Raw genomic sequence first — 13,127 nt, 5'->3', positions numbered from 1 at the left:
TCCTACAATCGAAATCATTTCAAGATTTGTAGGCAGCGATGCTGCAACACGCAAAAGTACATCATGGCCTGCGTGCATGCGAACGCAAAAAAACTTTCCCCTGAGCCTGGAATAAACCCTGACGGGGCTCGTCGTACTGCCACTGAAATCGTTCAGTAGCCACCACGAGAGCCCCGCCATGAAAAGTCTCCTGTCCGCGCTGTTTCTGATTACCCTGAGCGGCACCGCAGCCGCCGCGTCTGTCGCCACCGCCAGCCATTCGAACGTCGAGGACTACCGCTATTCGAAATCGCTGAACATTGCCAAGGTCGTCAACATCACCAGCGGCGATTATTGCGGCATCGGTCCACGGGAGATGACCTACGTCGACACGATGGGCGCCACTCACGTCCTGCGCTATCAGGCGTTCGGTGATTCGTGCATCGATCAGAACTGATGCTTGAGCGACGCCATCACCCGCTCGGCATTCGCCTCACAGGCTATCCCTTCGGGTCGCGCCTGAATGCCTTCAATCACTCCCAGCAACTTCGCTTTGCTCTGCGCCAGGTGAAGTTGCATTGCTTCAATCTGCTCGACCTTGCGCACCAGACCCGCCAACAATTCTTCGTGCTTGAACTCGCCCGTCACCGTGTCCGGTAACAACGACTTGAGCTCTTCGAGGCTGAACCCGGCTTGCTGCGCACACTGAATGATCATCAGCGTTTGCAGGACTTGTGCGGGATAGCGCCGGTAGCCGTTGGCCGAACGCTCTACCTGACGAATCAAACCCTGAGACTCGTAAAACCGAATGCGCGATGCATTCAACCCGCTCAACTGCGCCAATTCACCAATCTTCATCTCGGCCTCATTTGCCTGCTTGACATTAAAGTTAACTTTAAACTTAGCCTCTGCTCTTTCCTGATGAGGAGTCAAGCATGTCGCCCTTCCAAGCGTTGAATCTGCCCAACGGCCAGACCGTTGGCAATCGTATTGCCAAAGCCGCCATGGAAGAAAATCTCGCCGACACCGGGCAAGCACCGTCAGGCGCATTGTTTCAGCTGTATCAGGCCTGGGCCGAGGGCGAAGCGGGCCTGTTGCTGACCGGCAATGTGATGATCGATCGCCGCGCCATGACCGGCCCCGGCGGCGTGGTGCTGGAAGACGAACGCGATCTGGAACGCTTTCGTCAGTGGGCGACTATTGGCCGATCCGGTGGTGGGCAGTTCTGGATGCAGCTCAATCATCCCGGTCGCCAGACCATGGCAAACCTCGGTCAACAAGCCTGGGCGCCGTCGGCCGTGGCGCTGGACCTCGGAGGGTTTTCGAAGATGTTCGCCGAGCCGAAACCGATGTCCGAGGCCAATATCGCCGAGGTGATCACCCGCTTCGCCACCAGCGCGGCCCTAGCGGAAAAGGCCGGCTTCACCGGCGTGCAGATTCATGCGGCCCACGGTTACCTGATCAGCCAGTTCCTGTCGCCGTTGACCAATCGCCGCACCGACGGTTGGGGCGGATCACTGGAGAACCGCGCGCGTTTGTTACTGGAAGTCGTCAGCGCCGTTCGCAGTGCCGTCTCGCCGCAGTTTTGCGTGGCGGTGAAACTCAACTCCGCCGACTTCCAGCGTGGTGGTTTTGACGCCGACGATGCTCGCCAGGTGATTCAGTGGCTCAACGAGCAACACATCGACCTGCTCGAACTCTCCGGCGGCAGCTATGAAGCCCCGGCCATGCAAGGCGAAGCCCGCGACGGCCGCACATTGGCTCGGGAAGCCTACTTTCTGGAAATGGCCGGTGAACTCGCCAGCGTCGCAAGCATGCCGGTGATGGTGACGGGCGGCATTCGGCGCCTGGCCATCGTCGAACAGGTGCTCGACAGCGGCATCGCCATGGCCGGCATCGGCACGGCGCTGGCGGTTGAACCGCAGTTGGTCAAACACTGGCGCGAAGGTCGCAACAGCCATCCGCAACTGCCGCCGATTCTGTGGAAACGCAAACCCTTGGCCGCATTGGCGACCATGGCGGTGGTGAAGTTCCAGCTGCATCGATTGAGCCGCGGGCGCAAGCCTCGTCCACAGGTGTCAGCGGTGTGGGCGTTGATTCTCGACCAGTTGTACATTGGCAGGCGTACTCGGCAATACCGTCATGCGATGGGTAAATAAACGTAGACCGAGTTGCGCCCATCGCGAGCAAGCTCGCTCCCTCAGGTTTTGTGATCACTGAAGATCTACTGTGGGAGCGGGCTTGCTCGCGAAGGGGTCAGCACAGGCAACCAATAATTCAACCAGAAACCAGCTCATCAATGTGCCGATAATCCGCTTGTAACTCTGCGGCCATCTGCTTCGCCCGCCCCAATCGAATCGGCCCGCGTTCGATATCTATCAGCAGCCCGGGACAGTCCAGAACCGGCAGACTCGACCACTCCTTCAACCGACCATCGGTCAGCAACAACACACGCTGCTGCTCCGCCGGAAAGCGCTTCTGTCGAGCCGCCAACCATCGCCCCGCCTCACCCAGCGCCGCCAACACCGGCGTGCCACCGCTTGCGCCCAATCCATCCAGCCAGGTCCGCAAACCGCTGGACGCTTTCAAGCCTTGCACCTGCCATTTCGGCACGTTGCCGCTGGCCGTCATTAGCGCCAATCGCGCACGCTGGCGGTAGGCATCGTCGAATAGCTGCGCCAGTAAACCTTTGGCATCGCTCAACGCCTGATGACGGCGGGTCGAGGCGGAGGCATCGACGATCACCAGCCACAGTTCGTGGGCAGAGCGCGTGCGCAGATGGAATAGCACATCACTGCGCTGACGAGGCCGGCCGTTGAGCAAGGTGCCGGGCCAGTTGATCGAGCCGCTGCGAGCGGCGTGACGCTTGCCTTGCTTGCCGTTGTCCAGCCGTCCGGCGCGGGGTCTGGCATTCGCCCCCGCGTCAGATCGAGGGCGAATGCCTAGGGCTTTTTTGGCCAGCTCGGCACTTCACGGCGAGCGCCGACCGGCAGCGACTGGGCGGGCATTTCACCCCATTGGCCCTGGCCTTCGCTCGGGGCGGAATTTTGTGGGGATGGCGACTGACTATGCTGCGGCGCTGGCGGTGATTGCTCGCGGCGGCGATGGCGCAAGGCGAACTCGGCAACGGCGTCGATATCATCCTCGCTGATCGTGTTTGCACCGCGCCATGCAGCATGGGCGCGAGCGGCGCGTAACCAGACCAGGTCAGCACGCAAGCCATCGACGCCGGCGGCAAAGCAGCGCTCGGTGATCAGTGCCAAAGCCTGATCGTCGAGGGGGATACTCGCCAGCACGCTACGGGCCTTCTCGCACTGTTCGCGCAGCGACTGCTGCTGGTGTTCCCACTGCGCGCAAAAGCGCTGCGGATCGCTGTCGAAATCCAGGCGCCGACGGATGATCTGGCCTCGTTCGGTCGGTGCTGTGTGACCGCTGAGCGCGACGTTCAGGCCGAAGCGGTCGAGCAATTGTGGACGCAACTCGCCCTCTTCCGGGTTCATGGTGCCGATCAGCACAAACTTCGCCGAATGCCGATGGGAAATACCGTCGCGTTCGATCAGGTTAGTGCCGCTGGCAGCGACGTCGAGCAACAGGTCCACAAGGTGATCGGGCAGCAGGTTGACTTCATCGACATAGAGCACGCCGCCGTCAGCCTTGGCCAGGACGCCGGGTGAGAATTGCGCGCGACCGTCGCTCAGTGCGGCATCGAGGTCGAGGGTGCCGACCAGTCGTTCTTCGGTGGCGCCCAGCGGCAAGGTGACGAATTGACCGCTGGCCAGCAGGTCCGCGAGGCCCCGGGCCAAGGTGGATTTGGCCATGCCGCGCGGGCCTTCGATCAGCACGCCGCCGATTTTCGGATCGATGGCGGTCAGGTACAGAGCAAGCTTCAAGTCGTCGGCGCCGACCACGGCGGATAAGGGGAAATGCGGGGTGTCGGTCATCTTCAATACTCAGTCATGGTCGGTAAGTGCATCAGTGCAATTCACAGGCAAACCTCATACCTGTGGGAGCGATCATGCCCTCATGAATCTTCTTCTATATCCAGCAACAGGTTTTCCAGCGCCTCGCGGTATTCGCCCGGCGCCTTCCACATACCCCGCTGCTGCGCTTCGAGCATCCGTTCGGTCATGTCGCGCAAAGCGTGCGGATTGTGCTCGCGAACGAACTCGCGCGTCGCCGGGTCGAGCAAATAAGCGTCGGCCAGCAACGCGTACTGGTGATCGTCAATCAATTGCGTGGTGGCGTCGAACGCAAACAGGTTATCGACCGTCGCCGCCAGTTCAAACGCGCCTTTGTAGCCGTGACGCTTGACCCCGTCGATCCACTTTGGATTCGCCGCCCGGGAGCGGATCACCCGGTTCAGTTCTTCCTTCAAGGTACGAATCTTCGGCAAATCCGGCTGACTGTGATCGCCGTGGTAACTGGCCGCTGCTTCACCGCTGAGGCTTTCCACGGCAGCAAGCATGCCCCCCTGGAACTGGTAGTAATCGTTGGAATCGAGCAAGTCGTGCTCGCGATTGTCCTGGTTCTGCAGCACCGCTTGCACCTGACTCAGGCGTTGGGCGAATTGTTCGCGGGCAGCGGTGCCCTCGTCGGAACCGCCATAAGCATAGCCGCCCCAGTTCAGGTAAACCTCGGCCAGGTCGTCACGGCTTTGCCACAGACGCCCGTCGATGGCGCCCTGCACCCCGGCGCCATACGCACCGGGTTTGGCACCAAATATTCGCCAACCAGCCTGACGGCTCGCGGCGTCTTCATCCAGACCCGATTGCATCAGCGTTTCACGCTCGGCGCGCACTTTGGCGGCCAAGGGGTTGAGGTCGTCGGGTTCATCCAGCGCCGCGACCGCTTGCACCGCGGCGTCGAACAGGCGGATCAGGTTGGCGAAGGCATCACGGAAGAACCCGGAGACACGCAAGGTCACGTCCACGCGCGGGCGGTCGAGCAGGCTCAGCGGCAGGATTTCGAAATCGTCGACCCGCTGACTGCCCGTGGCCCAGACCGGACGAACGCCCATCAGCGCCATGGCTTGGGCGATGTCGTCGCCGCCGGTGCGCATGGTGGCGGTGCCCCAGACGGACAGGCCGAGCTGGCGCAGGTGATCGCCGTGGTCTTGCAGGTGCCGTTCGAGAATCAGGTTGGCGGATTGGAAGCCGATGCGCCACGCGGTGGTGGTCGGCAGGTTGCGCACATCAACCGAATAGAAGTTGCGCCCGGTCGGCAGCACGTCCAGACGACCGCGACTCGGTGCGCCGCTCGGGCCGGCGGGGACGAAGCGTCCGTTCAGGGCGTCGAGCAGGCCACGCATTTCGGCTGGGCCGCAGGCGTCAAGACGTGGGGCGACGACTTCGCGCAGGTTTTCAATGATCGAATTTACATCAGACCACACCGGTTCCTGTGGGAGCGGGCTTGCTCGCGAAGGCGTCGTGCCAGCCAACATTTCTGTTGCTGATATACCGTATTCGCGAGCAAGCCCGCTCCCACAAGGTTCGTTGAGTGTCAGCTGGATCAACTGAGTGGCGAACAACTCAAGGCGTTCGCGGGTATCACCAGCGGTGCGCCAGACTTCGTCACTGACAGTTTGCAGTTCAATGGGACGCGGACCGTTCCAGGGATCAGCAAGTGCGCAATCCAGCGGATCGAACCCCAACTCGAACGCCTTCGCCAACGCCCGCAGCAAACTCGATTGCGCGCCCCGCCCATCGCCACGAGGAATCCGCAGCAACGCGAGCAAGGTGTCGATGCGCAAGCGCCCGGTCGGTGACTCGCCAAAAATGTGCAGGCCATCGCGAATCTGCGATTCCTTCAAGTCGCACAAATACGTGTCCAGGCGCGGTAACCAGATCGCCGCATCGGCATCGCTGTCGAGTTTTTCGTCGAGTTGCAGCTCGCGATCGATGTGCGTGTCGCGCACCAGTTGCAGGATGTCGCGCTGCAATTCCCGGGCACGACGCGGATCGAGCAGTTGTGCTTCGTAATATTCGTCGGCAAGCAGTTCGAGGTTGCGCAGCGGCCCGTAGGTTTCAGCGCGGGTCAGCGGCGGCATCAGGTGGTCGATGATCACCGCTTGGGTACGACGCTTGGCCTGCGCGCCCTCGCCCGGATCGTTGACGATAAACGGATAGATGTTCGGCAGCGGCCCCAGCAATGCATCCGGCCAGCAGTTTTCCGAGAGCCCGACGCCTTTGCCCGGCAGCCATTCGAGGTTGCCGTGTTTGCCGACGTGGATCACACCGTGGGCGCCATAGGTGTTGCGCAGCCAGAAGTAGAACGCCAGATAACCGTGGGGTGGCACCAGGTCCGGGTCGTGATAGACCGCGCTCGGGTCCACCTGATAGCCGCGCGCCGGTTGAATGCCGACGAAGGTCAGGCCCAAGCGCAGACCGGCAATCATCATCCGTTCGCCACGGTACATCGGATCGTTTTCGGGTGTGCCCCAGCGTTCAAGCACGGCCTCGCGATTGGCCTCGGGCAAGGCGTCGAACATGCGCTGGTAGTCTTCGAGCGCGAGGCTTTGATGACACGGACGCTGATCGAGGGTATCGAGGTCGTTGCTGACGCCGCCAAGCAATTGCTGGATCAACGCGGTGCCGCTGTCCGGCAACTCGGCCGGCAACGGATAACCTTCTTGATGCAGCGCACGCAGGATGTTCAACGCAGCGGCTGGCGTGTCGAGGCCGACACCATTACCGATCCGCCCATCGCGGGTCGGGTAGTTGGCAAGAATCAGGGCGATGCGTTTTTCGCCGTTCGGCACCCGCGCCAGATCGATCCAGCGTCGCGCCAGTTCGGCGACGAAATCCATGCGTTCCGGTTGCGGGCGATAGCACACCACATCGGACTGACTGCGCTCGCTGCGCCATGCCAGGTCCTTGAAGCTGATCGGGCGGCTGATGATTCGCCCGTCCAGCTCCGGCAACGCGATGTGCATTGCCAGGTCGCGCGGGCCGAGACCCTGCTCGCTGGCACGCCAACCGGGTTCGTTGTCCTGGGCACAAATCGCCTGGATCACCGGAATATTGCGGCTAAACGGTCGCAGGTGCGGCGCTTCGGGGCTGGACTGGGCGAAACCGGTGGTGTTCAGAATCACCCCCGCCTCGACTTCATCCAGCCAATCCTCGACCACCGTCAGGCAGCCGGGCTCTTTCAAACTGGCCACGGCAATCGGCAAAGGGTTCAACCCGGCCGCTTGCAAACGCAGGCAGAAAACGTCGATGAAAGCAGTATTGGCCGCCTGCAGATGCGAGCGGTAAAACAGCACCGCCGCCACCGGTTGATCGGCTTGCCAGTCGGCTTGCCAATCGCTCAGTTCAGCGGGGCTTTTTTGTGGGTGGTAAATCGCTGTGCGCGGCAGGACTTGCGGCTCGGCCCAAGCGTAATCGCGGTCCAGCCAGCGAGTGGCGAGGCAGCGGAAAAAATCCAGGGCATTGCCCATGCCGCCCTGACGCAGAAACTGCCAGAGCCGATCACGGTCGCAGGCCTCGACGGTGCTGAGGTCGCTGAGTTCCGGGTCCGGACGATCATCGCCGGGCACCAGAATCAGCTGCACACCCCGTTCGGACAATTGCACCAACCGCTCGACGCCATAACGCCAATAGGCGATACCGCCGTGCAGCGAGATCAAAATCACCTTGGCGTGGCGCAGCACTTCATCGACATACAAATCGACTGAAGCATGATTCTGCACCTGCATCGGGTTGGCCAGGCGCACGCTCGGGTAGTCGTCGGGCAGTTGCTGCGCAGCTTCGGCGAGCAGCGCCAGGCTGGAATCGCCGCTGCACAGGATCACCAGCTCGGCGGGGGTTTGTCCAAGGTCGGCGATGTTGTCATCCGACACGAAACCGCCGGGCTGGGTCCTGAGCAGGTGCATGGCTTAAACGCTGAGCGCGGCGCGCAATTGCGCTTCGAGCTGGACGGCGTCCAGTTCCTGGCCGATCAGCACCAGGCGTGTGGTGCGCGCTTCTTCGGCGCCCCACTGACGGTCGAAGTGCTTGTCGAAGCGCGTGCCCACGCCCTGGATCAGCAAACGCATTGGTTTGTTCGGGATCGCGGCGAAACCTTTGATGCGCAAGATGCCGTGCTTGACCACCAGTTGGGTCAGCGCGTCCATCAGCAGGCTTTCGTCGGCTTGCGGCAGCTCGATGGAGATCGAGTCGAACGCGTCGTGGTCGTGATCATCTTCACCTTCATGGTGATGATCGTGATGGCTGTGACGGCTGTCGATGTGTTCTTCGGAACCGGCGCCGAGGCCGATCAACACGTCCAATGGCACGCGACCGCTGCTGGCTTCGATGACTTTCACCGCGGGCGGCAATTCTTCGGCGACTTCGAGGCGCACGCGGGCCAGGTCTTCAGGGCTGATCAGGTCGGCCTTGTTGAGGATCACCAGGTCGGCGCTGGCCAGTTGGTCGGCGAACAATTCGTGCAGCGGCGATTCATGGTCCAGGTTCGGGTCGAGTTTGCGCTGGGCATCGACTTGATCCGGGAAGGCAGCGAAGGTGCCGGCAGCGACGGCCGGGCTGTCGACCACGGTGATCACCGCATCAACGGTGCAGGCGCTGCGGATTTCCGGCCATTGGAAGGCCTGGACCAGCGGCTTGGGCAGGGCCAGGCCCGAGGTTTCGATGAGGATGTGATCGAGGTCACCGCGACGGGCCACCAGTTCGCGCATCACCGGGAAGAATTCTTCCTGGACGGTGCAGCACAGGCAGCCGTTGGCCAGTTCGTAGACGCGGCCGTTGGCTTCTTCTTCAGTGCAGCCGATGGAGCACTGCTTGAGAATTTCGCCGTCGATGCCCAGCTCGCCGAACTCGTTGACGATCACCGCAATGCGACGGCCCTGAGCGTTGTCAAGCATGTGCCGCAGCAAGGTGGTTTTGCCCGAGCCGAGGAAGCCGGTAACGATGGTGACGGGGAGTTTGGCCAGTGTTTTCATCGGATGCCCTTTGGCAAGGTGGCGGGCATACGGGACGACAACGGGCAACGCGGAGGCGCGTGCCTGAAGAGTTCGCCACCGGATCACCCCGCCCGGTTGAAAGTCAGAATCTGTGTCGAGGCAGGTCTCCTGGCTGACGGTGTGCCAAATACAGATTGGCATTCGCTGCGCCTTCCCGCGAACCCGTTGGACAGGGTTTGCAGTGGCGTGGCAACGAACATCACCGTTCACAGTTGCGGGGGCAGCCGCGGCATTGACCGCGTTCCCTTCTTAGCTTCGGCAAACGCCGAAGAACCTCGAAAGCGCAAGGCTACGCATCGCGCTGGGGCGGGTCAATGTTCACATGACATTGGCGGCGCGCCCTTCGCGAGCAAGCCCGCTCCCACATTCGACCGCATGCCTCTGAAGGAACTCGGTCAAATGTGGGAGCGGGCTTGCTCGCGAAAGGAGCGCCTCGGTCCCAAGTTGAGAACCCTTGCCAATTGACGCGAATCCCCCGCCCATGCTCTCCTACGCACTTTGTTACGGGTGCCCTTCACAGGGTGAAACGGGAAACCGGTGAATCATGTGCTTTACTCAAGGCCATGTCAGTCCGGTGCTGCCCCCGCAACGGTAAGCGAGCGAAGCATCAAATCCACTGTGCCAGCAGTTCGGCATGGGAAGGTGATGCTTGCAGGCCAAGGCGAAAGCCAACGCCCCTCGTGAGCCCGGAGACCGGCCCGCAACACAAAGTGACCGTTTCGATCACTGAACAACAAACCCGCGGTGGGCGGGCGCTGTTTGAACGCCTGCGTGCCCGGCTCGCAGGGGTTTTCCATGCGCTCTATTCACCCGCTGACAGACCAGAGGGATGCGCCATGTCGATCATCAGCAGCACCGGCCACACAACGTCCAGCACCACTTCTACCCTGACTCAACGCCTGACCGCCGCCATCTGCGCGTCGATCCTGGGTGCTAGCCTTGTGTATTTCGCCGGTTTCTCGCACATCGAAGCAGTGCACAACGCCGCGCACGATACCCGTCACAGCTCTGCGTTCCCGTGCCATTGAGAGTTGACGACATGATCAAGCGTATTGCGCAAACCGCAGGGTTCACCGGGCTACTGGCCGCCCTGCTGCTGACCCTGCTGCAAAGCTTCTGGGTCGCACCGCTGATTCTGCAGGCGGAAACCTACGAAAAGGCCGAGCCGGCGGTGGTTCAACCCCATGAACACACCGGCGGCGCCATGGCCGCACACACCCACGACCCCGAAGCCTGGGAGCCGCAAGACGGCTGGCAGCGCGTGCTGTCGACCACTGGCGGCAATCTGGTGGTGGCCGTTGGTTTCGCCCTGATGCTCGCCGGTCTCTACACCCTGCGTGCCCCCAACAGCACCGCTCAAGGCCTGCTGTGGGGTCTGGCCGGTTATGCGACGTTTGTCCTCGCACCGACCCTGGGCCTGCCACCTGAACTGCCGGGCACCGTTGCGGCGGATCTGGCGCAACGGCAGATCTGGTGGATCGGCACCGCTGCTTCCACCGCCGTCGGGATCGCGCTGATCGTGTTCAGCCATCACTGGCTGATGAAAGTGCTGGGCGTGGCAATTCTGGCCGTTCCGCACGTGATCGGCGCACCACAACCGGAAGTGCATTCGATGCTTGCACCGGAAGCCCTGGAAGCTCAATTCAAAATCGCTTCGCAGCTGACCAACGTGGCGTTCTGGCTGGCCTTGGGCCTGATCAGTGCCTGGTTGTTCCGCCGCAAAAGCGATGGCCAATACCCCGCATGACCGATGCCAGCACGGCGCCGACGCTAGTGGTCGGCCTGGGCTGCCAACGCGGCTGCCCCGCCAGCACGCTGCGGGCATTGCTTGATCAGGCATTGCAGGCTCATCAAATAGGGCTTCACGAAATAACGGCACTCGCCAGCATTGACCTGAAGCGCGATGAGCCTGGCCTGATTGAACTCGCGGAACAACTCGCACTGCCGTTGATGTTCTTCAACAGTGAACAATTGGCCGGATATTCCCCCAGACTCAGCCATCATTCGCAGATCGCGTTTGAACGCACCGGTTGCTACGGCGTCGCGGAAAGTGCCGCCCTGGCACTCGCCGAACAGCTGGCTCAGGCGCCGGCAAAACTACTGATCCCCCGACAAAAATATGCGCAAGCAACTCTGGCGTTGGCCGGCGCTGCGTAAAATCCCCGATAATCGCGCTTTCGATCATGAGCAATCTTCATCTGAAGTGTTGCCCAGCCCCTTTTTTCACAGGAAACGACGATGACCGTCTACTTCATTGGCGCAGGTCCCGGCGACCCGGAACTGATCACGGTCAAAGGCCAGCGATTGATTCGCACCTGCCCTGTGATCATCTATGCCGGCTCCCTAGTGCCGGCAGCCGTGTTGGAAGGCCATCGCGCCGATCAGGTGGTCAACAGCGCCGAATTGCACCTGGAACAGATCATAGATCTGATCAAAAACGCTCACGCAAACGGCCAGGACGTGGCGCGGGTGCACTCTGGTGATCCGAGTCTGTATGGCGCGATTGGCGAGCAGATTCGCTACCTGCGCGAGTTGGATATTCCGTTTGAAATCATTCCGGGCGTTACGGCGACGGCGGCGTGTGCGGCGCTTTTAGGCGCGGAGCTGACCTTGCCGGACATTTCACAGAGCGTGATTTTGACCCGCTACGCCGACAAAACCGCCATGCCGGCGGGCGAAGAACTGGGCAGCCTGGCGCAGCATGGGGCGACCATGGCCATTCATTTGGGTGTGAATCATCTGGAGAAAATCCTTGCTGAACTGCTGCCGCATTACGGCGCGGACTGTCCGATTGCGGTGATTCACCGGGCGACGTGGCCGGATCAGGATTGGGTGGTGGGGACGATTGAGGATATTGCCGGGAAGGTTGAAGCCAAAGGGTTTCGGCGCACGGCGTTGATTCTGGTGGGACGGGTGTTGGGGAGTGATCAATTTAGTGAGTCTTCGCTATATCGCGCGGGGCATGCGCATCTCTATCGCCCATAGGGCCTCTTCGCGAGCAAGCCCGCTCCCACATTGAATCCCCTGCGAATACACATGCTGTGTACGACAAAGATCAAATGTGGGAGCGGGCTTGCTCGCGAAGAGGCCGGTGAATTTCACCCATAAAAAAACGGCACTCACGGGTGCCGTTTTTTCATTTCGCAGCGAACACCTTAGTAGTAGGCGTTTTCTTTCTGCGTGTGGTCAGTCACGTCACGTACTCCCTTGAGCTCAGGAATGCGCTCAAGCAACGTGCGCTCGATGCCTTCCCTCAGGGTCACGTCTGCCTGGCCGCAGCCCTGGCAACCACCACCGAACTTCAGCACGGCAATGCCGTCTTCGACCACATCGATCAGGCTGACCTGACCGCCGTGGCTCGCCAGCCCCGGGTTGATCTCGGTTTGCAGGTAGTAGTTGATGCGCTCGTTGACCGGGCTGTCGGCGTTGACCATCGGTACTTTGGCGTTGGGCGCCCTGATGGTCAGCTGGCCGCCCATGCGGTCGGTGGCGTAGTCGACTACCGCGTCGTCCAGGAAGGCTTCGCTGAACGAGTCGATGTAAGCGGTGAAGCTTTTGAGCCCCAGCGCCGTGTCTTCAGGTTTTTCTTCGCCCGGCTTGCAGTAGGCAATGCAGGTTTCGGCGTACTGGGTGCCAGGCTGGGTGATAAAGACGCGGATGCCGATACCCGGGGTGTTCTGCTTGGAGAGCAGGTCAGCCAGGTAATCGTGGGCGGCGTCGGTAATGGTTATAGCGGTCATGGAAACTCCTCGCAGGCTTGGGCGCAGTTTACGCCAATCAACGCGCCGCACAAAGTCCTAGTATTTTTGTCGGGAAAGAAACACTGATCCCTTGTGGGAGCGGGCTTGCTCGCGAAGGCGTCAGATCAATCAACATATTTGCTGAATGTGACGCCCCCTTCGCGAGCAAGCCCGCTTGTGTCTTGCGCAGGAATTAGACTGGTGATGAGAGCGGTGAGTGGCAAGCTGAACGCCCGGAGTGCTTAAAGCACGTGTGGGAGCCCACGCTGCCATTCACCCCTCCACTCTGGTTATTGAGCCCGAACAGTTGAACGAGCCTACCTCGAACAGTTACAAGCGTGGAGCCCAGCCAGAGCGCTCTCACCTTTGAGTGTAAGAGGGTTTGGCTATGTTTTCCTGCGCAGGCATCGACGTTTCTAAAGACAACCTTGAAATCCGGATCAATCCGCAAG

General features: G+C 61.1%; 12 protein-coding genes and 2 riboswitches. Of the genes, 6 read left to right on the top strand and 6 right to left on the bottom strand.

Annotation, left to right across the window (positions count from 1 at the left end):
• Positions 1–178: 178 nt before the first annotated feature.
• Complete coding sequence (locus EAH78_RS29950) at positions 179–436, top strand: DUF2790 domain-containing protein (protein ID WP_140671714.1); 258 nt, start codon at positions 179–181, stop codon at positions 434–436.
• On the opposite strand, the gene EAH78_RS29945 is transcribed toward EAH78_RS29950, so the two are convergent.
• Positions 427–837 (bottom strand): MerR family transcriptional regulator, encoded by a 411-nt coding sequence (locus EAH78_RS29945; RefSeq protein WP_140671712.1) that lies wholly within the window; start codon positions 835–837, stop codon positions 427–429. The genes EAH78_RS29950 and EAH78_RS29945 overlap by 10 nt on opposite strands.
• A gap of 77 nt (positions 838–914) precedes the next feature.
• Between EAH78_RS29945 and EAH78_RS29940 the strand changes: the two genes are divergently transcribed.
• Complete coding sequence (locus tag EAH78_RS29940) at positions 915–2,138, top strand: NADH:flavin oxidoreductase/NADH oxidase family protein (RefSeq protein WP_140671709.1); 1,224 nt, start codon at positions 915–917, stop codon at positions 2,136–2,138.
• Positions 2,139–2,256: 118 nt separating this feature from the next.
• Here EAH78_RS29940 and EAH78_RS29935 read toward each other — a convergent pair whose 3' ends face one another.
• The 4 genes from EAH78_RS29935 to cobW form a co-directional block, all read right to left on the bottom strand.
• Positions 2,257–2,802, bottom strand: coding sequence for a vWA domain-containing protein (locus tag EAH78_RS29935; protein ID WP_170219190.1), 546 nt, complete (start codon positions 2,800–2,802; stop codon positions 2,257–2,259).
• A gap of 119 nt (positions 2,803–2,921) precedes the next feature.
• On the bottom strand, positions 2,922–3,920 hold the full coding sequence (locus EAH78_RS29930) for an ATP-binding protein (protein WP_140671704.1): 999 nt from the start codon (positions 3,918–3,920) through the stop codon (positions 2,922–2,924).
• Positions 3,921–4,000: 80 nt separating this feature from the next.
• Positions 4,001–7,849 carry a cobaltochelatase subunit CobN gene (gene cobN, locus EAH78_RS29925; RefSeq protein ID WP_140671701.1) on the bottom strand — a complete coding sequence of 1,283 codons (3,849 nt, stop codon included), beginning with the start codon at positions 7,847–7,849 and terminating at the stop codon, positions 4,001–4,003.
• A gap of 3 nt (positions 7,850–7,852) precedes the next feature.
• On the bottom strand, positions 7,853–8,914 hold the full coding sequence (gene cobW / locus EAH78_RS29920) for a cobalamin biosynthesis protein CobW (RefSeq protein WP_140671699.1): 1,062 nt from the start codon (positions 8,912–8,914) through the stop codon (positions 7,853–7,855).
• A gap of 102 nt (positions 8,915–9,016) precedes the next feature.
• Positions 9,017–9,228: riboswitch (cobalamin riboswitch) on the bottom strand.
• A 195-nt stretch (positions 9,229–9,423) separates the two neighbouring features.
• A riboswitch (cobalamin riboswitch) is annotated at positions 9,424–9,651 on the top strand.
• 120 nt (positions 9,652–9,771) lie between these two features.
• Here cobW and EAH78_RS29915 point away from each other — a divergent pair.
• The 4 genes from EAH78_RS29915 (at position 9,772) to cobM (ending at position 11,920) form a co-directional block, all read left to right on the top strand.
• The gene (locus tag EAH78_RS29915; protein ID WP_140671696.1) at positions 9,772–9,963 is read left to right on the top strand and encodes a CbtB domain-containing protein; all 192 of its coding nucleotides are present in this window, start codon (positions 9,772–9,774) and stop codon (positions 9,961–9,963) included.
• An 11-nt stretch (positions 9,964–9,974) separates the two neighbouring features.
• Positions 9,975–10,682, top strand: coding sequence for a CbtA family protein (locus EAH78_RS29910; RefSeq protein ID WP_140671694.1), 708 nt, complete (start codon positions 9,975–9,977; stop codon positions 10,680–10,682).
• The gene (locus EAH78_RS29905; RefSeq protein WP_140671692.1) at positions 10,679–11,092 is read left to right on the top strand and encodes a cobalamin biosynthesis protein; all 414 of its coding nucleotides are present in this window, start codon (positions 10,679–10,681) and stop codon (positions 11,090–11,092) included. The genes EAH78_RS29910 and EAH78_RS29905 overlap by 4 nt, the downstream gene beginning before the upstream one ends.
• A gap of 81 nt (positions 11,093–11,173) precedes the next feature.
• Positions 11,174–11,920: a precorrin-4 C(11)-methyltransferase gene (cobM, locus tag EAH78_RS29900; RefSeq protein ID WP_140671690.1), complete on the top strand. Its 747-nt coding sequence runs from the start codon at positions 11,174–11,176 to the stop codon at positions 11,918–11,920.
• Between the two features lie 170 nt (positions 11,921–12,090).
• Here the strand turns inward: cobM and nfuA are convergent, their stop codons facing one another.
• The gene (gene nfuA / locus EAH78_RS29895) at positions 12,091–12,675 is read right to left on the bottom strand and encodes a Fe-S biogenesis protein NfuA (protein ID WP_140671688.1); all 585 of its coding nucleotides are present in this window, start codon (positions 12,673–12,675) and stop codon (positions 12,091–12,093) included.
• Between the last annotated feature and the right edge of the window lie 452 nt (positions 12,676–13,127).

Source organism: Pseudomonas arsenicoxydans (assembly GCF_006438915.1).
Lineage (GTDB): Bacteria > Pseudomonadota > Gammaproteobacteria > Pseudomonadales > Pseudomonadaceae > Aquipseudomonas > Aquipseudomonas arsenicoxydans_A.
The sequence above is the reverse complement of the archived record's forward strand: the minus strand, read 5'-3'. Positions and strand labels throughout refer to the sequence as shown.